Below are 24,397 nucleotides of genomic sequence, written 5' to 3' on the forward strand. Positions count from 1 at the left end.
TTAGCGCCAAGTCTTGTCCAGCACGGCAAGCCAGTTCTGCCAGCTGATCTTGGCAATCAGCGCGTCATTGTAGCCGTGCGCGCGCATGGCGTCGTGGAAGGCGGGCAGACCTGCCACATCGCCCAGTACGCTGGGCACCTGCGCCCCGTCAAAATCCGACCCGAGGCCGACGTGATCCTCGCCCAAGAGGCTGATCAGATGGTCGAGGTGGCGCAGCATCACATCCCAGCCGATTCCCGCATCGCCTTTGCCCGCAGGGTTCAGGAAGGCGGTCGCGTAGTTCAGCCCGACCATACCGCCCGACTCGCGGATCAGCCCTAGCTGCCGGTCGGTCAGGTTGCGGGCAGATGGTGTCACCGCATGTGCGTTCGAATGGGTGGCCACCAGCGGCGCATCCGATAGCGCGGCGATGTCGTTAAAGCCCGCTTCGTTCAGGTGCGACAGATCCAGCATGATACCCAAGGCATTGCAGGCTTTGACCAGCCGCTTGCCCGCATCGGTCAGCCCGTCGCCCGTATCGGGCGAGGACGGGAATGCAAAGGGCACGCCGTTGCCGAAGGCTGTGGGGCGGCTCCAGACCGGCCCGAGCGAGCGTAGGCCCATGGCGTGGAAGGTGTAAAGCGCGTCCAGATCGGGGTCGATGGCCTCGGCCCCCTCCATGTGCATGATGGCGGCGATGCGGCCCGCAGCCATTGCAGCGCGGATGTCTGCCGTGCTGCGGACGATGGTGAAATCATCGGGCGCCGCGCGTTCCAGCGCGAAAAGCGCACCCGCCTGGCGCAGGGCAACCGCCTGCGCTGCCTCAAGCGGGACGGGCGCGGGCAAGGGGATGGCATAGCTGTCTTGCGCCATCATCTTGGCCATATCAAACGCAGGCCCATCGCCGCGCGGCGACGGGACGTAGATGGCAAAGAATCCCCCAGCAAACCCACCTTTGCGCATACGCGGCAGGTCTAGCTGGCCCTGTCCGTCCCCTTCCAGCCAGATCTTGTCGCGCTGCGGCTGATCCGTGATGCGCAAAAGAAAATCGTTGTGGCCGTCGAAGACTGGGATGGACATCGGACTATCCTGTTGTTGTGTCAGCTATTACCGAAGATCGATTGCAAATGCTGATCAAGGTAAATGTTCAGCCATGGGGTAAATTTCCACGGCGCTTGGCTGCGTGCGGCGTTCAGCGCATCCAGCGACATCCAGTGGGTGGCGGCAACCTCGTCAGGGTTGGGCGCGACGCGCAGATCGGCGGGCGCGTGGGCGGTGAAGATCGCGACGTCCTCGTGCTCGGTCAGGCCTTGCCCGACATCGGCGCGGTAGGTGACGCGCCCGCGCAAGGTGGGGGTCAGGCCGCGAATGCCCATTTCTTCGTCCAACCGGCGGATGGCGCAGGTCAGGTCATCCTCGCCCACATGCGGGTGCGTGCAGACGGTGTTCGCCCACAGCAGCGGGCTGTGATACTTGCCTGCCGCGCGTTGTTGCAGCAGGATTTCATCGCCGCGTAGCACGAAAACGCTGATCGCCGGATGCAAAAGCCCGCGGCGATGCGCCGCGAGCTTGTCGACCGGCACCAGCCGGCCGTCGACCCAAGCCAGAATGTCAGAGGAGGCCGGCATGAACCATTGCGGCGCGGATCGCCTCTTTCGTGTCGTCCAGCAGCTCGGTCAGGGGCGAGCGGACCTCGGCGCTGCACAGGCCCAGCAGCGACATAGCGTATTTCGCGCCAGCCACGCCGGGTTCAATGAAAATAGCCTCGTGCAGGGGCATTAGCTGGTCTTGGTAGGCCAGCGCAGCGGCGTAATCGCCTGCCAGCGTGGCCGCTTGCATCTTGGCGCACAGGGCAGGGGCGACGTTCGCGGTGACCGAAATGCAGCCGACGCCGCCCATGGCGTTGAAGCCGACGGCAGTCGCGTCCTCACCCGAAAGCTGGATGAAATCTGCCCCGCAGGTGCCGCGCTGCTTGGCCACGCGCGACAGATCGCCGGTTGCATCCTTGACGCCGACAATCGCGGGCAGCTTGGCCAGCACGCCCATGGTCGCGGGCGACATATCGACGACGGAACGGCCGGGAATGTTGTAAATGATAATCGGCAGGCCAACCTCGGCCACGGCGGTGAAGTAATCCAGCATGCCGCGCTGCGTCGGCTTGTTGTAATAGGGTGTCACGACCAGTGCGGCGGTCGCGCCCGCCTTTTTGGCGGCGGTGGTCAGGCGCACAGCCTCGATCGTGTTGTTCGACCCGGCACCCGCCACAACCGGCACGCGGCCAGCGGCGATTTCCACCACGGTTGCCACGACCAGATCGTGTTCTTCGTGGCTGAGGGTCGGGCTTTCGCCCGTGGTACCGACCGGAACGATGCCGTTGGACCCTTCGGCAATGTGCCATTCAACCAGTTTTTTCAGCGTGTCCAGATCCACCTTGCCGTCCTTGAACGGTGTGACAAGTGCTGGGAGTGATCCCTTGATCATGACGCGCTTCCTTTTGGGCAGGGCCTGAGTCGGCCCGCTTTGGTTGAGAATGGGCGGAAACTAGTCCGCTTGCGCCCGATTGCCAAGTTTGTGAGTTGCCTGCAAGAAGGGCGCGGCTATCTTGGCGGCGCAATGCGACAAATCATCGGAAAAACCTTGCTTGTTCTGGCGGTCGCGCTGGCGGTTCCTGCCGTGGCACAGGCCCAGCAGCACGCTTTTGCCGCCGCCAACAGTGCGGCCGATCGCGGTGACTGGTTGCAGGCGACAGTGCTGGCCGCGCCGCAAGGGCGCGTAGCGGTGGATTTGGTGACATGGCAACGCCTGCGCGCGGGCGAGGGCAGTTTTGCGGAAGCCTCAGCGTTCTTGGATACGCACCCCGACTGGCCTGCCGCCGACAGCCTGCGCGCCGCCGCCGAAAAGGCCATGACGCACCGCGACGCCGCTGCCGATATCGTCGCGTTCTTTGCCACGCGTCCCCCGCTGACGGGTGAGGGGGCCGTGCGCTACGCCGCCGCGCTGACGGAAATGGGCCGCCCCGCCGAGGCGCAAACCGCGCTGACCGCCGCGTGGGTCGGGTTGGGGCTGGACGACGCGGGCGAGGCGGCGATGCTGGTCGCCTATGGTCAGCAATTGATCCCTCAGGCTTGGGCGCGCGTTGATGCGATGCTATGGCGCTGGCGTGTCAGCGATGCGCAACGCCTGTTGCCGCTGCTGGATGATGACCACCGCAAACTGGCGAACGCGCGCATCGCGCTCATCCGCAATCAGCCGACGCAGGATCAGGCGGTGCTGGATGTGCCAGATGCGCTGCGCGCCGACCCCGGCCTGGCCTATGACCGGTTCAACCGCATGGCCGATCGCGGCGATTATTCTGAGGCGATCGGCCTGCTCGAGGCGCGGTCGCATTCGGCCGCGGCGCTGGGGCAGCCGTTTCGCTGGGCCTCATGGCGGGGGCAGCTGGCCCGCTGGCTAATGCGCGAGGGGCGCACCGATGATGCCTATGCGCTGGCCGCCCGCCATCACCTGACGCCCGACAATGCCGATATGCTGGCCGATCTGGAATGGGTCGCCGGCTATGTCGCGCTGCGCAAAATGGACGACCCCGCGCGCGCGGCGGGCCACTTCGCGCGCGTGGCCGAAGTCTCGTCCGGCCCGATCAGCTCGTCGCGCGCGGCGTATTGGCAGGGCCGCGCCGCGCAGGCGCTGGGCGAAGATGCCGTGCCCTATTTCACCACCGCTGCGCAGAACCAGACCGCTTTTTACGGCCTGCTGGGTGCCGAAGAAATCGGCGCGCCGCTCGACCCCGCCTTGGCCGGGCGCGAGGATTTCGGCGACTGGCGGCAGGGGGCGTTTCTACACAACGATCTGACGCGTGCGATGCTGATCTTGCTGGCGGCAGGTGATCGCGGCAAGGCGGTGTTGTTTGGGGTAAAGCTGGGGCAGACGCTGCCGCGCGAAGATTTGGGCCAGTTGGGCGCGATGCTGTCGGAAATGGACGAGCCGTTTCTGGCGGTCTTAATCGGCAAGGCTGCGGCGGAACGCGGGGTTATCCTGCCCTCGATCTACTACCCCGTGCATCCGCTGGTGCAGCTGGATCTGCCCACCGCACCGGAACTGGCGCTTTCCATCGCGCGGCGCGAGAGCGAGTTTAACCCTGTCGTGGGCAGCCCTGTTGGCGCGCTGGGCCTGATGCAGTTGATGCCCGGCACCGCCGAGGAAATGGCCCGCGCCATCGGCGAGGATTTCGACCGTGCGCGGCTGACATCGGACTGGCAATATAACGCACGGCTCGGCTCGCGCTATCTGGCCGACCTCGAGGAGCGGTTCGGGCAATCGCCGGTGCTGATCGCGGTGGGCTATAATGCAGGCCCGGGCCGCGTGCTGCAGTGGATAGGCACGCGCGGCGATCCGCGCGATGACGGGGTGGATGTTGTCGACTGGATCGAAAGCATCCCCTTTACCGAAACGCGCAACTACGTGATGCGCGTCACCGAATCGATTCCCGTCTACCATGCGCGGCTGGGCGCGGGGGGCGATGGCGACGTGCCTGTGACGTTCACCGCGCTGCTGCACGGCACCAAACCGGTGCCACGCCCACCGCTGCGCCCTGCGAGTTACGCGGAAATGCGACAAGAGTGATAGATATTTTCGCCTTTTCAACCCCGCACCCCTACGCCCGCCGTTGAAGCGCGCCCGCGCACTCGCTAGGTGTAGGGGATGATCACCCAGAAAATGAAATATGCGCTGAAAGCCCTGATGGTGCTGGCCGATACAAAGGCCGAAGGCGCGGGCGCGTTGCGGATCGAAGAGATCGCGCGGCGCTCGGATACGCCCAAGCGTTTTTTGGAACATATTCTGCTGGAATTGCGCAACGCAGGGGTGATTGCCTCGATTCGCGGGCGCTCGGGTGGCTACACGCTGATCAAGGATCCGGCGGCGGTGCAAATATCGCAACTGCTGCGCCTGATCGACGGGCCGATCGCGCCGCTGCCGTGCCTGTCGCGCAGCGCCTATCAGCGCTGCGAAGATTGCACCGACGAGGCCACCTGCCGCCTGCGCCGCGCCTTTGCCGAGGTGTTCTGGTCGTATCTGGTCATCATCGATTCGCTGACGCTGGCCGATCTGGTTGCCCAACCTGGCGCTGCCGCGCAGGTGTTGGCCGCGCCCGAACCCGCTTAGCCGATTGGCGTCTTTGGACGTATGGTCAAGCGTATAACCGCTAAAATGCCTCTGGACAGGCCCCGCGTGCTCGCCTAGAAGACCGCTACCCAACAGGCTAAACAGTCTGTAACCCGTGCCCGGGTAGCTCAGGGGTAGAGCAGTGGATTGAAAATCCTCGTGTCGGTGGTTCGATTCCGCCCCTGGGCACCACTCTCCTTCTTCAGGAAGAATTGTGTTGGTTGACGTGATAGATTTCACGCAACGGCGCTGGTGATGTCGAAGTTTTTCCGCCTATATGGTCGATGCGCAAATGCAAGACTTGGCAATTTTGTCCGCCAATATGCAAATGTGACATACCATTGGAAGTCGCGCCCCGCGCGCGCGGAGAGCAAGTCACATGATCGACGATAGAGATCGCAAAATTCTGAACCTTCTGCAGACGGATGCAGACACCTCGATTGCCGATCTGGCAGATCGTGTAGCTCTCTCGGTTTCGGCCTGCTGGCGACGCGTGCGACGCCTGTACGAGCAGGGCTTTGTTCTGCGGCGCATCGCGCTGCTTGACCGGCAGAAAATGAAAGTGCCGACAACGGTTTACGTGATGGTGCAGACGTCCGACCACTCGGCCGAATGGCTGGACAAGTTCCGTCAGGCCGTGGTCGACATCCCCGAGATTATCGAGGTGCACCGCCTGACCGGCAATATCGATTACCTGCTGAAAATCGTGCTGCCGAACGTCGAACACCTTGACCATATCTACAAGGATCTGGTGGCCAAGGTGAAATTCGTCGACGTGTCGTCCTACATCTCGATGGAGGAGATGAAGGCGACAACCATGATCCCGACCGCTTACGCCTGATTGAGGGCGGCTTCGGGGATGGGGGCGAAACGGGCCGTGCTCGGGTCGCCCTTGTACATCTTTTGCCAGTCGGGCGCCTGCGCGATCAGGCTGGCGATCGATGTCAGAACGGTGGCAACCTCAGCGTCGCTCATCAGATAGGTCAGGTTCAGTCGCACCCAGCCGGGGCGGTCCAACTCGCAACCCGCGTCCAGCTGGCTGATGACTGCGGCAGAATCGGTCTCGTCCAAATCCAGCAGGCGGTGGGCATAGGGGCCGGCGCAGGCGCACCCGCCGCGCACCTGAATGCCATATGCGTCCGACAGCATCCGCGTGAACAATTGGTGGTGAATCCGCTGGCCGTCAGGCCCGCTGACGCGGAACGAAAACACTGGCAGCGCCGCGGCGCCTTGGCGTTGGCCCAACAGGTGCAGCCCCGCCACGTTTTCCCACGCCGCCAGCGCGCGTTGGCGCAGGTCTTCGTCGCGGGTCAAAATGTAGTCGATGCCGACGGCTTCTTTCACCAACAGGCACAGCGCCGCGCGAATGTCGCCGACGATATTCGGCGTGCCCGCTTCCTCGCGCGCGACGCGGTTGGTGCTGTAGATGTGCCCCCAAGGCGAAACGAACCGCACCGACCCGCCGCCGGGTGCCGAGGGGGTCTCAGTCCATTCCAACGCGCGCCGCAGCAGCAAAACGCCGGTCGCGCCGGGGCCGCCGGGGAACTTGTGCGGCGAAAACACGATCGCGTCCTTGGCCGCATCGCCGCTGCCCATGTTGATGTCGATGTAGGGTGCGGCGGCGGCATAGTCCCAAATTGCCAGCGCACCTGCGGCCTTCAGGCGGCGGGTAACGGCATCGGTGTCGGTCAAAATGCCGGTGACGTTCGACGCGGCGGAAAACGTGCCGATGATCAGATCCGATCCGGCAGCCGTTGCCAGCGCCTGATCCAGCGCCACCATATCGGGGCCGCCGTCAGCGGCCTCGGGCACTTCGATCACGGTCGCGCCCGTTTCGCGCCACGGCAAGATGTTCGAGTGGTGTTCGTAGGGGCCGGTAATCACGGTGACACGCTGGCCCGCGGCAACGCGCGCGCCAAGGCCCAGCCCCAGAACGATCTTGTTCAGCCCGCCTGTCGCGCCAGAGCCGGTGAAAATCACGTCCGCGTCTTCGGCGTGGCAAATACGGGCGATTTCGCGGCGGGCCGCCTCGCGCATACGGCTCATGACGCCGCCGACGAAGGACGCCTCGGTATGGGTGTTGGCGTAATAGGGCAGCACGCGCGTCATCACGAAGGTTTCGATCTGCTGCAGCGCCCGACCCGACGCCGTATAGTCGGCATAGATCAGGTGCTGCGTGCCAAAGGGCGTCTCGAACGTCAGATCGCGGCCGACCAGCCCTTGGCGCAACTGCGAGACCAGATCAGGCTGACGCAACTGCGCCTTGAAATCCTCGAGTGCGTTTTCCGGTTTGCTGGTCGATGACATGTGTGGCCCCGTGCTGATGCGTAAATTATTGCGTCATGGTTGATAAATGCGCCATGATTTGGGCTAGTATCTGACAGATAACTGGAAAATTATTGCGGTTTTATCGTTTCAAATCGAAATGAATTTTCGTCTACCGTCGTTTGCGCGCCGTTGCCGTGCAAACGCAGCGCGCGCCGGTGGAATTTCGGGCAGAATCGCGACCGCCCTCGCGCAAGCCGCGCAAATCCCCGAAAAGCCGTGGCGCGGCGGGGAGATGTGTGGAAATCTGGCAGATAGGAATGTTGCAGCGCAGGACGGCAAGGCAGAATGTCGATCAAGGCCAGTATCTATCATCTGACCCACTATACCTATGACCGCCCCGTGACGCTTGCCCCGCAAGTCATCCGCCTGAAGCCCGCGCCCCACAGCCGCACGCGGGTTATCTCGCACGCGCTGAAGGTGACGCCTGCCAACCATTTCGTGAATTATCAGCAAGATGCCTATGGCAATTGGCTGGCCCGCTTCGTCTTCCCCGAACCCGTGCGCGAGTTGAAGATTGAAGTCGATCTGGTTGCCGACATGACCGTCTACAACCCGTTCGATTTCTTTGTCGAAGACACGGCCGAGGTGTGGCCGTTCGACTACCCAGCCGACATCAGGGACGACTTGAAAATCTACACCACCCCGGAACCTGCGGGCCCGCATTTGCAGGCGTTTCTGGATACGATCGACCGCACCCCAACCCGCACGACCGACTTTATTGTCGGGCTGAACCAGCGCGTCGCCAATGCGGTCGGCTACATCATCCGTATGGAGCCGGGCGTGCAAACGCCCGAGGAAACCTTCGCGCGCGCCACGGGATCGTGCCGCGATTCATCGTGGTTGCTGGTGCAGGTGCTGCGTCATTTGGGCATCGCCGCGCGGTTCGTGTCGGGCTATCTGATCCAACTAAAGCCCGATCTGGTGGCACTCGATGGTCCTGCGGGCACTGATCACGACTTTACCGATCTGCATGCTTGGGTCGAAGCCTATGTGCCCGGGGCAGGGTGGATCGGGTTTGACCCCACATCGGGCTTGCTGACGGGTGAAAGCCACATTCCGCTGGCGGCGACACCCCATTACCGCAATGCCGCGCCAATCTCGGGCGGGTATATGGCGGCGGGCGCGCCGCAGGTCGACTTTGCGTTCGATATGCAGGTGCGCCGCGTCGCCGAAACGCCGCGTATCACCAATCCGTTTTCAGATGAATCATGGCACGCGCTGGATGCGTTGGGCCGCAAGGTCGATGAATCGCTGGCGGCGGGCGACGTGCGCCTGACCATGGGCGGCGAGCCGACATTCGTCTCGGTAGACGATTTCGAGGCGCCCGAATGGAATACGGGCGCCGTCGGATCGACCAAGCGTGTGTTGGCCGACGAACTGATCCGCCGCCTGCAAACCCGCTTCGCGCCCGGTGGTTTCCTGCACTACGGGCAAGGCAAATGGTACCCCGGCGAGACGCTGCCGCGCTGGACGTTCTCGCTGTATTGGCGGCGCGATGGCCAGCCGATTTGGCAAGACCCAGCCCTTGTCGCGTCCGAGGGGGCGCCATCGGACAAAGCCACGCCTGACGCTGCAGCGGCGCTGCTGGGCGCGCTGGCGGAGGAGCTTTCCATCGACCGCGACTTCGTCATGCCCGCCTACGAAGACCCTGCCGAATGGTTGTTGCGCGAAGGGCGGCTGCCCGAAAACGTCACGCCCGAAAACTCCAAACTCGAGGACCCCGAGGAGCGCTTGCGCATGGCCAAGGTGTTCGAGCGCGGCCTGACGCAACCGGCGGGCTATGTGCTGCCGGTGCAAGCGTGGCAAAGCAAGGCGGGCGGGCGGCGCTGGCGGTCGGAACAGTGGTCGACGCGGCGGGGGCGCATGTTCTTGGTGCCGGGCGACAGCGCGATCGGGTACCGGCTGCCGTTGAACACCCTGCCTTACGTCCCGCCCGCGCAATACCCCTATGTGAACCCGCTGGACCCGACCGAGCCGCGCGGCGACCTGCCGCCGCCGCGCGTGGCGCAGTTTACCCCGTCCTCCCCCGCGCAACCGGTTGTCGCCCAGCGGCCCGATGTCGACGGGGCCGTCCGCACCGCCCTCTCGGTCGAGGCGCGCGAGGGGCGGCTGTGCGTCTTCATGCCGCCCGTCACCCAGTTGGAAGACTATCTTGATCTGGTCGGCGCGGCCGAGGTCGCCGCAGCCCGCATCGGCCTGCCCGTGCATATCGAAGGCTACGCGCCGCCCAACGACCCCCGCCTGAACGTGATCCGCGTGGCACCCGACCCGGGCGTGATCGAGGTGAACATTCACCCCGCCGCCAATTGGGCCGAATGCGTCGCCACCACCGAGGCCGTGTACGAGGAAGCCCGCCAGTCGCGGCTGGGTGCCGATAAATTCATGATCGACGGGCGCCATACCGGCACCGGCGGCGGCAACCACGTGGTGGTTGGCGGCGCGACGACGCTGGACAGTCCGTTTTTGCGCCGGCCCGACCTGCTGCGCAGCCTCATCCTGTATTGGCAGCGCCACCCCAGCCTGTCGTATCTGTTTTCGGGCCTGTTTATCGGGCCGACCAGCCAAGCGCCGCGTATTGACGAGGCGCGCCATGATGCCCTCTACGAATTGGAAATGGCCATGGCGCAGGTGCCCGACCCCGCGCAGGGCGAGCCGCCCCTGCCGTGGTTGACTGACCGCCTGTTCCGCAACCTCTTGGTGGATGTGACCGGCAACACGCACCGGTCCGAAATTTGCATCGACAAACTGTACTCGCCCGACGGCCCCACGGGGCGGCTTGGGCTGGTCGAATTTCGCGGCTTCGAAATGCCCCCTAATCCGCGCATGAGCCTTGCGCAGCAGCTGCTGATCCGCGCCATTATCGCGCGACTTTGGCATAAGCCGCTATCGGGCAGCCTGACCCGCTGGGGCACCAGCCTGCACGACCGTTTTATGCTGCCGCACTTCCTGTGGCAGGATTTTCAGGATGTGCTGGCTGATTTGACGTCTGCAGGCTTCCCCATGCAGCCCGAATGGTTCGAGGCGCAAGCCGAGTTCCGCTTCCCGTTCTACGGTGCCGTCGAATACGAAGGGGCACATCTGGAAATCCGCCAAGCGCTGGAGCCTTGGCACGTGCTGGGCGAGGTCGGGGCGATCGGCGGCACCGTGCGCTATACCGACAGCTCGGTCGAGCGGTTGCAGGCCAAGCTGACCACAGCCGACCCGGGCCGCTACATCGTCACCTGCAACCAGCGCAAGTTGCCCCTGCAGCGGGTGGCAAATGACGCGGCCGTGGCGGGGGTGCGGTTCAAGGCGTGGCAACCCGCCATGGCGCTGCACCCCGTTTTGCCGGTTGATGCGCCGCTGACATTCGACATCTTCGATACGTGGTCTGGCCGCGCGCTGGGCGGGTGCACCTATCACGTCGCCCACCCCGGCGGACGCAATTACGACACTTTCCCCGTGAATGGTTACGAGGCCGAAGCCCGCCGCCTCGCGCGTTTCGAACCCTCTGGTCATACCCCCGGTTCCTATTGGCCGGTGCCCGAGGTGCCGCACCCCGAATTTCCCATGACGCTGGACCTGCGGCGTCGGCCGGGGCTGTAAAGCGTGGCGGACTTCGACGGTCAAACAGCCGCAGGGCTGCTGCAGGGGTACCGCCCCCATGCCGGGGTGCCGGATGAACTGATGGATACGCAGGGCCGCATCAGGCCTGTATGGGACGGGTTCTTGCAGCATATGCAGGCGCTGGGGCCCGCAGCTATGACGCAGCGGTTCGCCCGCAGCGACGAATATTTGCGCGATGCTGGGGTGTTCTTTCGCCAATATGGCAAAGGCGGCAGCGCTGATCGGGATTGGCCGCTCAGCCATATTCCCGTGCTGGTATCCGCGCGCGAATGGGACGACATCACGGCGGGTTTGACCCAGCGCGCCGATCTGCTGGAACACGTGCTGGCCGACCTTTACGGCCCTGCGCAACTGGTTTCCGACGGGCATTTGCCAGCGAATTTGATCGCGCAAAGCCCCGAATTCCTGCGCCCGCTGGTGGGGGTTACCCCGCCGTCGGGGCATTATCTGAATGCTGTAGCCTTTGAAATCGGGCGCGGGCCGGATGGGCGCTGGTGGGTGCTGTCCGACCGCACGCAGGCGCCCTCGGGGGCGGGGTTCGCACTGGAAAACCGCGCTGCGACAACGCGGGTGTTTGCCGAATTCTTTGCGCAGCGCCGTGTGCGCTACCTGAACGCCTATTTTCTGGCGTTCCGCGACATGCTTGCAGATCTTGCCGGGGGGGACATCGGGCGCGCCGCGATTCTGACGCCGGGGCCGCTGAACGATACCTATTACGAACACGCCTATATCGCGCGGTTCTTGGGGCTGATGCTGCTGCAGGGCGAAGACCTGGTCGTGCAAGACGGCAAGCTGATGGTGCGCACCGTGGCGGGGCCGCAGCCCCTCAGCGTGCTGTGGCGGCGTGTCGATGCCGCGTGGATGGACCCGCTGGAATTGAACGACACCTCGCAGCTGGGGGTGGCCGGTTTGGTGGCGGCGCAGCGCCAAGGCACGGTTAGCGTGCTGAACGCGCTGGGGGCCGGTCTGGTCGAAATGCGTGCGCTGATGGCGTTCATGCCGCGGCTGTCACAGGTGCTGCTGGGCGCACCCTTGCAGATGCCGAATGTGGCCACATGGTGGTGCGGCGACCCCGATGCGCAGGCGCACGTGGCAGCTCAGGCTGGGCGATTGACGATCAGCCCCGCGCTTTATACCCGCGCCGCCTTTGATGATTACGCCCATGACGAGGATGTAGGCTGGCTGCGCGCGCCGCCCGATGCGCCCCTGCACACCCGCCTTACGATGGATGGCCCGCTGTTGGTCGGGCAAGAGGCCGTGACACTTTCGACAACGCCCGCCTTTGTCGATGGTCGCTTGAAACCCCGACCTGCGGCGCTGCGGGTGTTTTTGGCGCGGACAGGGCAGGGGTGGCAGGTCATGCCGGGTGGTTACGCGCGCATCGGCTTGGGGGGCGAGCGGTCGGCCCTTGCCATGCAGCGCGGCGGCGCGGTGGCGGATGTGTGGGTGGTCTCGGACGCGGCGGTGCCGCAGGTTCCGATGCCCCCCGTCGCCCGCGCCAGCAGCCTGCGCCCCGAGGAACGCGCCTTGCCCGCCCGCGCGGCGGATAATCTGTATTGGCTGGGCCGTTATATCGAACGGGCCGAGGGCACCATGCGGTTGCTACGCGCGTGGCACCTGCGCTTGGCCGATGACCCCGACAGGCAAAGCCCGCTGCTGGCGCAACTGACGCAGATGCTGCATGATCTGGGTGTTGAACCCGCCCAGCACGTTCCAGACGGCCTGCACCAGGTTTTGGAATCTGCAATCACCAGCGCCGGAAAGATCCGCGATCGTTTTGCCGTCGATGCGTGGATGGCCTTGAACGATATGGCCCGCACTGCGCGGCGTATGACGCAGACCGTCGTGCCGGGGCTGGACGCGGCGCAGGCGATGGGCGTGTTGCTGCGCAAGACCAGCGGCATTGCGGGGTTGGTACATGAAAACATGTACCGCTCGGACGGGTGGCGGTTTTTGACGATCGGGCGGTCACTGGAACGCGGCGCGGCGATGGCGGGGTTGTTGGCAGAACTGGCCGCCCCCGATGCGCCCGCAGGCGCGCTGGATTTGGTGGTCGAGGTCGGCGACAGCGTCATGACCCACCGCCGCCGCTTTGCGATCGAGACGACCCGCACGACGGTTGTCGATTTGCTGGCTCTCGATTCCCTGAACCCCCGCGCGATCTTGTATCAGGTAAACGCGCTGCATACCCATTTCGGCCAGCTGCCGGGGGTCGATGCGCGCAGCCAGCACGCGGCGCTATGGCGGGCGGTCACGCAGGCGCAGGGCAGCTTGTCAGTGCTGACGCCCGATGCGCTGGATCGCGCGACGCTGCTGGAATACCGTCGCCATATCTGGCACCTTTCCGATTTGCTGACACGGTCGTTTTTCCGGTAGGGTCGGGCATGATCTACGATGTCCGCCTGCGCATGCGCTATGATTATGGCAGCCCCGTATTTGGGGGGCGGCAGTTGCTGCGGTTGACGCCCATGCATGTGCCGGGGGTGCAGCATGTGCACGAGGCGCGCCTAGATTCTGCGCCGCCCGCGCAAGAACGGGCGGACAGGCGCGATTTCTTTCACAACACGACCACCGGCCTTGTTCTGGCGCAGCAGCACACGGCGGTCACCTTCACCATGACCGCCCGGGTCGAGCGGATGGAGCAAGAAGCGCGGCTGGATACCGCGCCCGCGCTGGCTGATCTGCCCGCCGAGATTGCGGCTTACCACGGGATTGGCGCAGGCGCGCCGCAGCACTACCTGTCGGCCTCGCCACGGGTGTATCGCGATGGGGCGGTGGGCGAATGGGCGCGCGACGTCACATCTGGCGCGCCCAGCGTGCTGGCGGCTGTCGCCCGCCTGAATACGGCGCTGCACCACGATATGCGCTACGACCCCGATGCGACGACCGTCGAGACGCCGCTGTCGGTCGCCTTTGCCGCGCGGCACGGGGTTTGTCAGGACTTTTCGCACATCATGATCGCCGCGCTGCGCGATTTGGGTATTCCGGCGGGCTATGTCAGCGGCCTGCTGCGCACCCAGCCCCCGCCCGGCCAACCCCGGCTAGAGGGGGCCGACGCCATGCACGCGTGGGTCGGCGTGTGGTGCGGGCAGGATATGGGCTGGATGGAATTCGACCCCACGAATGCCGTGCAGGTGGGGACGGATCACATCTCGGTCGCGTGGGGGCGCGATTATTCCGACGTGGCGCCGGTCAAAGGTGTGCTACGCTTGTCGGGCGCGCAATCGGCGGCGCAATCGGTTGATGTGGTGCCACTGGGCTAGCGGGCCGCGCCCCCGCTTGCTGGATATTTTGGGGGTGTGAATGCAGATTTTCAGCTGCAGCCAGTGCGGCAATCCGGTCTACTTCGAAAACGCGGTCTGCCTTGAATGCGGGTCAGGGCTGGGGTTTGACCCGAACGCGTTCCAAATGGTGGCGCTAGTCGATGGCGGCCCGCCCCTTTGCGCGAACGCGGGTTACGATGCATGCAACTGGCTGGCCGACGGGGATAGCCCCTTTTGCCGCGCCTGCCGCCACAACCGCACCGTCCCCGACCTGTCGCGCCCCGATGATCTGGCCAACTGGCAGCGGATCGAGGCAGCCAAGCGCCACTTATTCTACGCCCTGCTGCGGCTGAACCTGCCCACCCCCGACCGCACGTCCGAACCCGTGCACGGGCTGGCGTTCGACTTTCTGGCCGATACGCAGAACCCCGATGGCAGCGTGACGCCCGTGCTGACCGGCCACGCCAACGGGATCATCACCCTGAACATCGCCGAGGGTGACGACGCCGAGCGCGAGCGCCGCCGCACCGCGCTGGGCGAGCCCTACCGCACGCTATTGGGCCATTTCCGCCATGAAATCGGCCATTTTTACTGGGACCAACTGGTCGCCGGCCAACCGCCCGAGGCGCGGTTTCGCGCGGTCTTCGGGGACGAACGGGCTGATTATGCCGCCGCGTTGCAAGCGCACTATGCCAACGGCCCGCAACCGGGCTGGCAAAGCCAATTCATTAGCAGCTACGCCGCCGTCCACCCGTGGGAGGATTTTGCCGAGACTTGGGCGCATTTCCTGCACATCGTTGATACGCTGGAAACCGCCGCAGCCTTCGGCATGCGCGTGCGCCACCCCGACGGGATGGCCGCAGATCAGGTGTTCCAACCCTATGCGGTGCGCGATGTCGATGACATCCTGTCGGCCTTCGTGCCGCTGACGGTTGCGATCAATGCGGTCAATCGCTCGATGGGGCAGCCGGATCTTTACCCGTTCGTTCTGTCGGCGCCGGTGCAGGACAAGCTGCAGTTCGTCTGCGACCTGATAAGAGGGCGCGCCGCCGATTAGGCTTGCGGCGCGCCGACTTTTTCAGGCGGTTGCACGCGGAAGACGATGCAATACAGCGCGGGCACGAACAGCAGTGTGATCAGCGTGCCCGCGATAATGCCGCCCATCATCGCATAAGCCATCGGGCCCCAGAAAATCTCGCGCGAGATTGGGATTAGCGCAAGGCTGGCCGCTGCCGCCGTCAGCAAAATCGGGCGCGCGCGCGAATCGGCAGCTTTGAATACCGCGTCCCATCGGCTGAGGCCGCTGGCGCGGTCGGATTCGATTTCGTGCACCAGAATGATCGCGTTGCGCAGCAAAATCCCGATCAGTGCCAGAATGCCCAAAATGGCGACGAACCCCAGCGGCGAATGGCTGGGCAACATCATCGCCACCACGCCGATAATAGCCAGCGGGGCGGTTGCCATGACGATGAACATCAGCCGGAAGCTTTGCAGTTGCACCATAATCAGCAGCAGCATCGCCAGCAGCATGATGGGTACAACCGCGATGATAGGCGCTTGGCTGTCTGCGCTGGTTTCTACACTGCCGCCAACGGTCAGGGTGTAGCCGGCGGGCAGGTTGTCAATCACGCCCTGCATCTGCGGGGCCAGACTGTCGACCAGCGTGCTGGCCTGCGCCCCTTCGACCAACCCCGCTTTGACGGTGATGGTCGGCAACGTGTCGCGGCGCAAGATAACCGGTTCTTCCTGCGCCCATTCCAGCGTGGCGAAGGTGGCCAGCGGCACGGCGATGCCTGCGCTGGTGCCAAATTGCAGCGCTTGCAACCGCTCGATGCTGCCACGGTCGTCGTCGGCGCCGCGGGCGACAACGTCGATCAGGTAGATGTCGTCGCGCATCTGCGTCACGGTTTTGCCGGTAAAGATGGTTTGCAGAGAATCCGCGATGTCGGATTGGGTCATCCCGAACTGGCGCAGCTTTTCCTGATCCAGCAGTAAACGCACGCTGCGGGCAGGCTCGCCCCAATCCAACCCGATATGGGTGAGGCGCTGGTCTGCCGCCATGATACCCGAAATCTCGCGCGCGATTTCGCGCAGTTTGCCGGTGTCTGGCCCTTGCAGGCGATACTGCACGGGTTTGCCCACCGGCGGCCCCAGCGCGATCAGGCTTGAGAATACCTCGGCTTGTGGCAGGGCTTTGCGCGCGAAATCATCCAGCGCGGTGCGCAGTGTGTCGCGGGCGGTCAGGTCTTTGGTCTGGATGACGATTTGCGCCAGATAGGGGGCTTGGGTCGGCAGATCCAACGTCAGGACAAAGCGCGGCGCGGGGCCGCCGACGTAGCTTGACCAGAACTGCACCTCGTCGCGGTCGGCCAAAAATGCCTCGATCTCGTTGACGGCTGATTGTGTCGCGGCGATCGATGCGTTTTGCGGCAGCGTGACATCGACGATCAGCTCGGTCCGGTCCGAGGCGGGGAAGAACTGTTGCTCGATATGGCGCATCCCCCACGCCGAGACTGCGAACAGCGCGACCGTCATCGCGATGATCAACCAGCGCGCGCGCATCGCAAAGCGCAGCGCCACGTGGTAGGTGCGGCGGACGACACCAGCGGGCTTGTGCGCATTCTTCAGCTTTTTGGGCAGCAGGGCGACCCCCAGCAGCGGCGCAAATAGCACGGCGACCATCCACGACAGCGTCAGCGACACCGCGATCACCACAAATAGCGAGAACGTGTATTCCCCCGCCATTGACGTGTTCAGTCCGATCGGAACGAAGCCTGCAACGGTCACCAGCGTGCCGGTCAACATCGGGGCCGCGATGGATGTCCACGCGTAGGACGCGGCTTTGGTCAGCGTCTCGCCTTGCTCCAGCCGCGAAATCATCGTTTCAATCGCGATCATGGCATCATCGACCAGTAGCCCCAGCGCGATGATCAGCGCCCCCAACGACACGCGTTGCAAGGTGATGCCGAAATATTCCATCAGCACAAAAGTCAGCGCTAGCACCAGTGGTATCGACAGGCTGACCACCAACCCCGCGCGCACCCCGAGGCTGATGAAGCTGACCGCCAGCACGATGGCGACAGCCTCGGCCAAGGCGCGGACGAAGTGGTTGATCGCATCCTCGACCACGTGTGGTTGGTCGGCAATGCGGGTCATTTCGATCCCGACGGGCAGATCTGCCGCGACGCGGGCCATCAGGGTGTCCAGTTCGGCCCCGAAGGCCTGAATATTCGCCCCGTCGCGCATCCCAATCGCAAGCCCGACCGCGGGCGTGCCGTTCAGGCGGAATATGAACGAGGCCGGTGTTTCATACCCCGCGCGCACATCGGCGACATCCGATAGGCGGAAGTATTTGTCGTCGACCCGCAGGCTGACATTGGCCACATCGGCTGCGCTGGTGAACTGCCCGCCAAGGCGCAGAAACACCCGTTCATCCCCCGCCGTGATCGTGCCCGAGGGGGTGATCGCGTTTTGCTTGTTCAGGGTTTCTAGAACAGCGTTCTGATCCAGCCCCAGCGCGGCCAAGCGCTGGCTGGAAAATTCGATATAAACGCGTTCGTCTTGCGCACCGATTACATCGACCTTGCCGGTGTCGTCCAACGTCAGGACAGCGCTGCGGACGCGGTCGACGGTATCGTGCAATTCGCGTGGGGTGTAGCCATCGCCGGTGAAGGCATAGACACTGCCGAACACATCACCGAAATTGTCGTTGAATGAAAAGCCCTGAAATTCCCACGGCATTTCGGCTGTTAGGTCGCGCATCATATTGCGCATATCGCGCCATGCGTTGCGCACATCCTCGCCCCTGACCTCGGGGCGCAGTTCGACGAAGACCACCGACAGGCCGGGGTAGGTGGTGGATCTTGTGTAATCCAACCCATTCAGGTCTTGCAGTTTACGCTCGATCCTGTCGGTGACCTGATCGACGGTCTGTTCCATCGACGCGCCGGGCATGGCGGCGCTGATGACGGCTGTTTTTATGGTGAACGACGGGTCTTCCTCGCGCCCGAGGCTCAGGAACGACAGCACCCCCGCCAGCAAGCTGACCATCATCAAGAACCAGATTAGCGACCGGTGCGCCAGCGCCCATTCGGACAGATTGAAGCCGCGGTTCATGGCCGTTCTCCTGCGCTGCTGACGATTGTGGTGCTGGGCCCGACGGTCTGTCCATCGGTCAGGCTGTTCACGCCGCGGACGACGATTTCGTCCCCTGCGTTCAGCCCGCCTGCGATCACCACACGGTCTTCGGCGGCTGTCGATTGCAAGGTCTCGCCCAAGCTCACGTCTGTCCGCGTGACGGTGCGTGTCCCCGCGCCGTTGGTGCTGACGCGCCAGACGGCGGGCGTCGGGCCTGCAATCACGGCGCTGGTCGGCAGGGTCAGCAGGGCGCTGCCCGCGCCTTCCAGTGCGACATTGGCGATCATGCCGACGCGGTAGGCGGTAGGTGCGTCCTCTGGCAGGGCCAGATGGGCGCGGCGAAACCGCAAGCTGGCGTCGCTGACCGGTTCGATCAGGCGCAAACTGCCGGTGACGGGGGCCACGCCCTCGGTCCGGATCGAGATGCGGAACTGCTGTCCCGTCTGCAGCGCCGCCGCATAGCTTTCGGGCAGGTCGACCAGAACCTCGCGGCGGGTGGTGTCGACCATGCGCATGACGGGCGTGCCGGCGGATACCACATCGCCCGCCTCGGCCATGGTGGCGATGATGACACCATCGGACGGGGCTCGCAGAACCGAGAAGCTGAGTGCGTCGTTCGCCGCGGCCAGCGTGGCCTGCGCCTGCGCCACCGATGATGCAGCGCTGGCGCGGCTTTGCTCGGCCGCATCCAGCTGCGCCTGCGGCAGCGATCCGCGCTGTTGCAGGGCGCTGGCGCGGTCATAGGCTGTGTCGGCGGTGGATTTTTGCACTTGCGCGCTAGCTAGTGCGGCGGTTGCGGCATCGACATCCTGTTGCAGGCTGACCTGATCCAGTTGGGCCAATTCCTCGCCGGTGGTCACGCTGTCGCCGGTGCCGACCAGTCGCGTCCGCAGACGCCCAAGGGTTTGGAACGACAAGGCGGTTTCGACCTGCGATGCAATGGTGCCTGCAATCTCGCGGTCGGGGGCGCTGTCGCCCGCGACGATCTCGGTGACAACGGGGCGCGGGGGATCATCGGCAAGTGCCGCAAGGGGCAGGATTAGCACGGCAAGGGTGGCCCAGACAAACGGCTTCATGGCGCATCCCCCAAATCGTCAACCTGTTGGCCCGCATACAGAAACTGGATCCCCTCGGTCACAATACGGCTTGTCGCGGGCAGGGTGGGCTGCAGCAAAACCTGATCCGATGTGTAAGAGATGATCTCGACCGGTTGCAGCGTTACGCGGTTGTCTGCGGGGTCGATTGTCCACACGGCGGGGCCGTTCACATCTGCGGACAGGCTGCTCCAGGGGACGACGATGCCTTGGTGGGGGTAGATGTTCAGCGCGCCAGCATCGATGGTGCCGATGACCGCATCGCCGATGGGCAGTTGCTGGCCCGCCGGATTGACGAGCCGCGCCTTGACGCGGATGCTGCCGACCTGCGCATCGACATAGGGCGATATTTCGGTGATTTCAGCCTGATACCTGCTGTCCGGCACGCCGATGGGGGTGATCATAACACCCAAACCTTGCAGGCCTGTCAGGTCGATCACGTCTGGGGCATAGAAGATCGCCTCGCGCCCGCTGACATTGGCCAGCTCGAGCACGTTTTGCGCGGCGGCGACGACTTGGCCGACCTCGGCGTCGCGGGCGGTGACGATGGCGTCTTCGCTGGCCAGCAATGTGGTGTCGTTTAGGGCTTGCTGGGCCTTGGCCAGCTGCGCGCTGGCATTGTCGCGTGCCGATGTGGCCGAGACGAGCGATTGGTACGCTTCCTCGTAGGCGGCGCGGGTGGTGTTGCCATTTTCCAGCAGGGCTTGCTGGCGCTGGTAGCTGGCGGTAACGGTTTCCAGCGTCGCGTTGGCTGCGGCTAGGCTAGCCTCGGCAATGCGTAGCTGTTCGGTCTGCTGGGTCGGGTCCAGTTTGGCCAACACTTGGCCTGCCGCAACCACATCGCCAATGCCGACGTCGATCTGGATGATGCGGCCCCCTGTGCCAAAGGCGGCGGTCACCGCATTTGTCGCCCCGATGGTGCCTGTCATGCTTATCAGCGCGGGCAATGGGCGTGTCTGCGCCGATACCGAATAGACGCTGCGCAGGATGGCTTCGTCCATCGCGGCAAGGGGGGCTGGGGGCAAGCTTGCGCAAATAACGGTGAAAATCAGCGCACTGGCGGGCAAGTAGGCAGTATTCATCTGTCGTCCTTTTGGTCGCAGCTGGCCTTGTCTGTATATTGCCGACATTTGGGGCATAATCAATTTTGTTTTGGGTGGGTCTGGCAGTTAGTCTGGCCCCATCGCCCCTGTGGCGGATGAACAGCGCTGGCAGGCTGCCGCCTGCACTGGCGCGCGAACAAAGGATATGAAGATGCAACAGCGTAAACTGGGAAGCTCGGGGTTGACGACGGCGCCATTGGTGCTGGGGGGTAACGTCTTCGGTTGGACGATTGATGCGCCGACCAGCTTCGATGTGTTGGACGCCTTCGTCGATCATGGGTTCAATGCGATCGACACCGCCGACGTCTATTCCGCTTGGGTTCCCGGCAACAAGGGTGGCGAGTCCGAAACGATCATCGGTAAGTGGCTGAAAGCCCGCCCCGGCATGCGCGAAAAGGTGACGCTGTTCACCAAGGTCGGCTCGCAAATGGGGCCTGCCGATGCGGTGCCGCCGCACAAGGGCCTGTCGGCCCGCTGGATCACCACCGCTGTCGAGGATTCGCTGAAGCGTCTGGGGATCGAGACCATCGACCTTTACTTCTCGCACTGGCCCGACCCAGACACCCCGTATGAGGAAACCCTGCGCGCCTATGAAGGCCTGCTGCAGGCGGGCAAGGTGCGCGCGATCGGCGCGTCGAACCTCGACGCTGACCAACTGGGCGAATCGCTGCGCGTCGCCAAAGCGCACGGCCTGCCCAGCTACCAGGTGCTGCAACCGGGGTATAACCTGTACGACCGCACCCCGTTCGAAGGTGCGCTGGCCGACCTGTGCCAATCCGAGGGGATCGGCGTTGTGGTTTACTACGCGCTGGCATCGGGCTTCCTGTCGGGCAAGTACCGTTCGGAGGCTGATCTGGATAAATCCAAGCGCGGCGGCGGTGTGAAAAAATACCTGACCCCGCGCGGTTTGCGGATTCTGGATGCCTTGGACGCGGTCGCATCGGCGCATGGCGCGTCCAGCGCGGAAATCGCGCTCGCGTGGTTGATGGCCCAACCTGCCGTCACTGCGCCCATCGCCAGTGCAACCAGCACCGCGCAGATCGCCAGCTTTGCCCGCGCCGCAGCGCTGACGCTGACGGCCGACCAGCTGGCCGCCCTGGGCGATGCAAGCCGTCCCGAATAAATGCGTTTGCAGGGGGTGCTATTGCTGTACCCCCTGCACCGAAAAGGGTTTTCCGTCGCTGCGGCCTGTAATAGCAACAGCCAAGAATGACCCAAAGGGGGTGTAGATATGAGCATTTTGGCGAAAATCACGTCGATCGTCGGGGGCGCTATGGTGCTGATGCGCCGCGCCCAGACGCCTGCGCAACAGGCTTATGGCGCAACGCCCGCCATTCCCGCCGCGCGCCAGCAAGGCATTATGACGCTGAAGATGCCCTCGGCCCATGGGTGGGTGGGCGATCACGCCCCCACACCCGCTGCGGGTTTGAAGGTGCAGGCCTTTGCCACCGGCCTTGATCACCCGCGGTGGCTGCATGTGCTGGATAACGGCGATGTGCTGGTGGCCGAAGCCTCGCAGACGCCGCGCAAGCCGCGTGGGCTGATGGACCATGCGCAGGTCGCAACCATGCGCCGCGCCCATGCAATCGGCGAAAGCGCGAATCGCATTACCCGCCTGCGCGACACAACCGGCAGCGGCCAAGCCGACCTGCGCGAGGTTTTCCTGCAGGATCTGAACCAGCCCTTTGGTATGGCGCATGTGGGCAGCCAGTTCTACGTCGGCAACACCGACGGGATCGTGGCTTTTCCGTTCGACGCGGCCAGCCAACAAGTCACCGGCGGCGGCCAAAAATTGGTCGATTTCAAACCCGGTGGACACTGGACGCGCAGCCTGCTGGCCTCGCATGACGGGCGCAAGCTGTACGCGGGTGTCGGTTCGCTGACGAATATCGGCAACGAGGGGATGCAGGCCGAGGAAGGCCGCGCCGCCGTGTGGGAATTGGATATTGCCAGCGGCGCCGCGCGTATTTTTGCAGGCGGTTTGCGCAACCCCGTCGGCCTTGCGTGGGAACCCACGACAGGCGCGCTGTGGACAGTCGTGAACGAGCGCGACGGCTTGGGCGATGAAACCCCGCCCGACTACCTGACATCGGCGCAAGAAGGGGGCTTCTACGGCTGGCCCTATTCGTATTGGGATCGCATCGTCGATGACCGTGTGCCGCAAGATGCCGCGCTGGTGGCCCAATCGATCACGCCCGATTTCGCGCTGGGCGGGCACACCGCATCGCTGGGCCTGTGCTGGATGCCTGCGGGCACGTTGGCCCGTCTGCCCGAGGGGATGGTGATCGGCCAGCACGGGTCGTGGAATCGCGCCACGCTCAGCGGCTATCGCGTCGTGTTCGTGCCCTTTACAGCGGGGCGGCCATCGGGGCCCGCGCAGGTTCTGCTGTCGGGTTTCCTGTCGGACGACGAGAAACTGTCTTACGGTCGGCCCGTTGGCGTTTGTGTGGGCGGCGACGGAAAATCGTTGCTGGTCGCCGACGATGTTGGCAATGCGGTCTGGCGCATCACCGACGCTTGATCGGCGCGCTGACTAATTGATCAAAAAATAATCCTTGGGTGCGCAAAGCGCCCAAGGATTAATCATTTTATTTGCCGATGCTGCCGCTTTGCGCGGCAGACTAGACTCGAATGCACAAGTATCGATCCTTGCTAAAGAACCTAGCAGGGAGATACCTATGTTCCGACCCGGAAAAGCAAGCTGGACACTGGGCGTTGTTGGCGCTGCGCTGATCGGCTCGTCGGCAGCCGCTGATATTGCCATGCCGTTCACACTGGACTGGCGCTTTGAAGGGCCGGCCGCGCCCTATTTCGTCGCATTGGACAACGGCCATTTCGCCGCCGAAGGGCTCGATGTCGAGATCGCCGAAGGGGTCAGCTCGCTTGATGCGATCCCGAAAGTGGCGACTGGCGCGTTTCCGGTCGGCTTTGCCGATATCAATAGCTTGGTCAAATTCCTCGACCAGAACCCCGGCGCGCCTGTCACCGCCGTTATGATGATCTATGACAAGCCGTCGTTCGCGATGGTGGGCCGCAAGTCGCTGGGCATCGAGGCGCCGACCGATATCCAGAACCACACCCTTGGCGCGCCGCCCCCCGATGGTGGCTGGGCGCAATTCCCGATTTTTGCTGCTGCAAACGGGATCGACATGTCGACCGTCACCGTCGACCCCATCGGCTTTCCCGTGCGCGAGCCGATGTTGGCCGAGGGCAATGTGGATGCCGTCACCGGTTTCAGCTTCTCGGTCAAGCTGAACTTGATGCGTCTGGGCGTGCCCGAGGACGACATCTCGGTGCTGCTGATGGCGGATTATGGTGTTGATCTGTACGGTAACGTCATCATCGTTAACACCGATTTCGCGGCTGCGAACCCCGACGCCGTCACCGGCTTCCTGCGCGCTGTTGCGACGGGTTGGAAAGAAGCCAACGCCGATCCGGCTGCCGCCATCGATGCGCTGATCAAACGCAACCCCGCTGCCGATGCCGAGCTGGAAACCGCCCGTCTGGAAATGGCGCTGCGCGATAACGTGATGACGCCTTGGGTGATGGAACACGGCTTCGGCGGGATTGATACGGCCCGTCTGGATAGCGCGATCGAGCAGACTAAAGCTGTCTATGATTTTACCAACGCCCCCGACGCCGCCCTGTATTTCAATTCGTCCTACCTGCCGACCGATGGCAGCCTGACCATGCAATAAAGGGGGAAGGGCCCGGCCCATCATGGGCC

At 64.1% G+C, this 24,397-nt stretch carries 17 protein-coding genes and 1 tRNA gene; 11 read left to right on the forward strand and 7 right to left on the reverse strand.

The window, feature by feature from the left end:
* From BVG79_RS01700 to dapA, 3 genes are read right to left on the reverse strand one after another with little or no spacing between them, the layout of a single operon-like run.
* A complete protein-coding gene (locus BVG79_RS01700) occupies nucleotides 1–1,059 on the reverse strand; it encodes a dipeptidase (protein ID WP_085785368.1) in 1,059 nt (352 codons plus the stop codon).
* 20 nt (nucleotides 1,060–1,079) lie between these two features.
* Nucleotides 1,080–1,607, reverse strand: a complete 528-nt coding sequence (locus BVG79_RS01705; RefSeq protein WP_085785369.1) for an isopentenyl-diphosphate Delta-isomerase — start codon at nucleotides 1,605–1,607, stop codon at nucleotides 1,080–1,082.
* On the reverse strand, nucleotides 1,591–2,460 hold the full coding sequence (gene dapA / locus BVG79_RS01710; RefSeq protein WP_085785370.1) for a 4-hydroxy-tetrahydrodipicolinate synthase: 870 nt from the start codon (nucleotides 2,458–2,460) through the stop codon (nucleotides 1,591–1,593). Before dapA ends, BVG79_RS01705 begins: the two co-directional genes overlap by 17 nt.
* A gap of 132 nt (nucleotides 2,461–2,592) precedes the next feature.
* On the opposite strand from dapA, the gene BVG79_RS01715 reads away from it, so the two are divergent.
* From BVG79_RS01715 to BVG79_RS01730, 4 genes are all read left to right on the forward strand, one after another.
* Nucleotides 2,593–4,599 carry a lytic transglycosylase domain-containing protein gene (locus BVG79_RS01715; protein ID WP_085787183.1) on the forward strand — a complete coding sequence of 669 codons (2,007 nt, stop codon included), beginning with the start codon at nucleotides 2,593–2,595 and terminating at the stop codon, nucleotides 4,597–4,599.
* A 78-nt stretch (nucleotides 4,600–4,677) separates the two neighbouring features.
* Nucleotides 4,678–5,139, forward strand: coding sequence for an Rrf2 family transcriptional regulator (locus BVG79_RS01720; RefSeq protein ID WP_085785371.1), 462 nt, complete (start codon nucleotides 4,678–4,680; stop codon nucleotides 5,137–5,139).
* A 117-nt stretch (nucleotides 5,140–5,256) separates the two neighbouring features.
* Nucleotides 5,257–5,331, forward strand: a tRNA-Phe gene (locus BVG79_RS01725).
* Nucleotides 5,332–5,518: 187 nt separating this feature from the next.
* The gene (locus tag BVG79_RS01730) at nucleotides 5,519–5,980 is read left to right on the forward strand and encodes an Lrp/AsnC family transcriptional regulator (protein ID WP_085785372.1); all 462 of its coding nucleotides are present in this window, start codon (nucleotides 5,519–5,521) and stop codon (nucleotides 5,978–5,980) included.
* Here BVG79_RS01730 and BVG79_RS01735 read toward each other — a convergent pair.
* Nucleotides 5,971–7,446: an aminotransferase class V-fold PLP-dependent enzyme gene (locus tag BVG79_RS01735; RefSeq protein WP_085785373.1), complete on the reverse strand. Its 1,476-nt coding sequence runs from the start codon at nucleotides 7,444–7,446 to the stop codon at nucleotides 5,971–5,973. The two genes, BVG79_RS01730 and BVG79_RS01735, sit on opposite strands and share 10 nt — an antisense overlap.
* Before the next feature lie 306 nt (nucleotides 7,447–7,752).
* Between BVG79_RS01735 and BVG79_RS01740 the strand changes: the two genes are divergently transcribed.
* The 4 genes from BVG79_RS01740 to BVG79_RS01755 are packed head-to-tail and all read left to right on the forward strand — an operon-like array spanning nucleotide 7,753 to nucleotide 15,393.
* Entirely contained in the window at nucleotides 7,753–11,052 is a 3,300-nt protein-coding gene (locus tag BVG79_RS01740; RefSeq protein WP_085785374.1) for a transglutaminase family protein, read from the forward strand.
* Nucleotides 11,053–11,055: 3 nt separating this feature from the next.
* A complete protein-coding gene (locus tag BVG79_RS01745) occupies nucleotides 11,056–13,449 on the forward strand; it encodes a circularly permuted type 2 ATP-grasp protein (protein ID WP_236951390.1) in 2,394 nt (797 codons plus the stop codon).
* An 8-nt stretch (nucleotides 13,450–13,457) separates the two neighbouring features.
* On the forward strand, nucleotides 13,458–14,336 hold the full coding sequence (locus tag BVG79_RS01750; RefSeq protein WP_085785375.1) for a transglutaminase family protein: 879 nt from the start codon (nucleotides 13,458–13,460) through the stop codon (nucleotides 14,334–14,336).
* 40 nt (nucleotides 14,337–14,376) lie between these two features.
* Nucleotides 14,377–15,393, forward strand: a complete 1,017-nt coding sequence (locus BVG79_RS01755) for a zinc-binding metallopeptidase family protein (RefSeq protein ID WP_085785376.1) — start codon at nucleotides 14,377–14,379, stop codon at nucleotides 15,391–15,393.
* On the opposite strand, the gene BVG79_RS01760 is transcribed toward BVG79_RS01755, so the two are convergent.
* Genes BVG79_RS01760 through BVG79_RS01770 form a run of 3 tightly spaced genes read right to left on the reverse strand, consistent with a single transcriptional unit; the run spans nucleotide 15,390 to nucleotide 20,649 of the window.
* Nucleotides 15,390–18,452 (reverse strand): efflux RND transporter permease subunit, encoded by a 3,063-nt coding sequence (locus tag BVG79_RS01760; protein WP_085785377.1) that lies wholly within the window; start codon nucleotides 18,450–18,452, stop codon nucleotides 15,390–15,392. The genes BVG79_RS01755 and BVG79_RS01760 overlap by 4 nt on opposite strands.
* Nucleotides 18,449–19,549: an efflux RND transporter periplasmic adaptor subunit gene (locus BVG79_RS01765; protein ID WP_085785378.1), complete on the reverse strand. Its 1,101-nt coding sequence runs from the start codon at nucleotides 19,547–19,549 to the stop codon at nucleotides 18,449–18,451. Before BVG79_RS01765 ends, BVG79_RS01760 begins: the two co-directional genes overlap by 4 nt.
* Nucleotides 19,546–20,649: an efflux RND transporter periplasmic adaptor subunit gene (locus tag BVG79_RS01770; protein WP_198167869.1), complete on the reverse strand. Its 1,104-nt coding sequence runs from the start codon at nucleotides 20,647–20,649 to the stop codon at nucleotides 19,546–19,548. The genes BVG79_RS01765 and BVG79_RS01770 overlap by 4 nt, the downstream gene beginning before the upstream one ends.
* A gap of 172 nt (nucleotides 20,650–20,821) precedes the next feature.
* Between BVG79_RS01770 and BVG79_RS01775 the strand changes: the two genes are divergently transcribed.
* The 3 genes from BVG79_RS01775 (at nucleotide 20,822) to BVG79_RS01785 (ending at nucleotide 24,368) form a co-directional block, all read left to right on the forward strand.
* Nucleotides 20,822–21,793 carry an aldo/keto reductase gene (locus tag BVG79_RS01775; protein WP_085787185.1) on the forward strand — a complete coding sequence of 324 codons (972 nt, stop codon included), beginning with the start codon at nucleotides 20,822–20,824 and terminating at the stop codon, nucleotides 21,791–21,793.
* 108 nt (nucleotides 21,794–21,901) lie between these two features.
* A complete protein-coding gene (locus tag BVG79_RS01780) occupies nucleotides 21,902–23,191 on the forward strand; it encodes a PQQ-dependent sugar dehydrogenase (protein WP_085785380.1) in 1,290 nt (429 codons plus the stop codon).
* A gap of 157 nt (nucleotides 23,192–23,348) precedes the next feature.
* Nucleotides 23,349–24,368: an ABC transporter substrate-binding protein gene (locus BVG79_RS01785; RefSeq protein WP_085785381.1), complete on the forward strand. Its 1,020-nt coding sequence runs from the start codon at nucleotides 23,349–23,351 to the stop codon at nucleotides 24,366–24,368.
* The last annotated feature ends 29 nt before the right edge of the window (nucleotides 24,369–24,397 follow it).

This window comes from Ketogulonicigenium robustum, from assembly GCF_002117445.1.
In the GTDB taxonomy this organism is placed as follows: domain Bacteria; phylum Pseudomonadota; class Alphaproteobacteria; order Rhodobacterales; family Rhodobacteraceae; genus Ketogulonicigenium; species Ketogulonicigenium robustum.

What these genes read in the sequence shown, in the direction of transcription:
- BVG79_RS01700 (WP_085785368.1), bottom strand. Translation starts at nt 1,059, where the DNA reads ATGTCCATCCCAGTCTTCGACGGCCACAACGATTTTCTTTTGCGCATC.
- BVG79_RS01705 (WP_085785369.1), bottom strand. Translation starts at nt 1,607, where the DNA reads ATGCCGGCCTCCTCTGACATTCTGGCTTGGGTCGACGGCCGGCTGGTG.
- dapA (WP_085785370.1), bottom strand. Translation starts at nt 2,460, where the DNA reads ATGATCAAGGGATCACTCCCAGCACTTGTCACACCGTTCAAGGACGGC.
- BVG79_RS01715 (WP_085787183.1), top strand. Translation starts at nt 2,593, where the DNA reads ATGCGACAAATCATCGGAAAAACCTTGCTTGTTCTGGCGGTCGCGCTG.
- BVG79_RS01720 (WP_085785371.1), top strand. Translation starts at nt 4,678, where the DNA reads ATGATCACCCAGAAAATGAAATATGCGCTGAAAGCCCTGATGGTGCTG.
- BVG79_RS01730 (WP_085785372.1), top strand. Translation starts at nt 5,519, where the DNA reads ATGATCGACGATAGAGATCGCAAAATTCTGAACCTTCTGCAGACGGAT.
- BVG79_RS01735 (WP_085785373.1), bottom strand. Translation starts at nt 7,446, where the DNA reads ATGTCATCGACCAGCAAACCGGAAAACGCACTCGAGGATTTCAAGGCG.
- BVG79_RS01740 (WP_085785374.1), top strand. Translation starts at nt 7,753, where the DNA reads ATGTCGATCAAGGCCAGTATCTATCATCTGACCCACTATACCTATGAC.
- BVG79_RS01750 (WP_085785375.1), top strand. Translation starts at nt 13,458, where the DNA reads ATGATCTACGATGTCCGCCTGCGCATGCGCTATGATTATGGCAGCCCC.
- BVG79_RS01755 (WP_085785376.1), top strand. Translation starts at nt 14,377, where the DNA reads ATGCAGATTTTCAGCTGCAGCCAGTGCGGCAATCCGGTCTACTTCGAA.
- BVG79_RS01760 (WP_085785377.1), bottom strand. Translation starts at nt 18,452, where the DNA reads ATGAACCGCGGCTTCAATCTGTCCGAATGGGCGCTGGCGCACCGGTCG.
- BVG79_RS01765 (WP_085785378.1), bottom strand. Translation starts at nt 19,549, where the DNA reads ATGAAGCCGTTTGTCTGGGCCACCCTTGCCGTGCTAATCCTGCCCCTT.
- BVG79_RS01770 (WP_198167869.1), bottom strand. Translation starts at nt 20,649, where the DNA reads ATGAATACTGCCTACTTGCCCGCCAGTGCGCTGATTTTCACCGTTATT.
- BVG79_RS01775 (WP_085787185.1), top strand. Translation starts at nt 20,822, where the DNA reads ATGCAACAGCGTAAACTGGGAAGCTCGGGGTTGACGACGGCGCCATTG.
- BVG79_RS01780 (WP_085785380.1), top strand. Translation starts at nt 21,902, where the DNA reads ATGAGCATTTTGGCGAAAATCACGTCGATCGTCGGGGGCGCTATGGTG.
- BVG79_RS01785 (WP_085785381.1), top strand. Translation starts at nt 23,349, where the DNA reads ATGTTCCGACCCGGAAAAGCAAGCTGGACACTGGGCGTTGTTGGCGCT.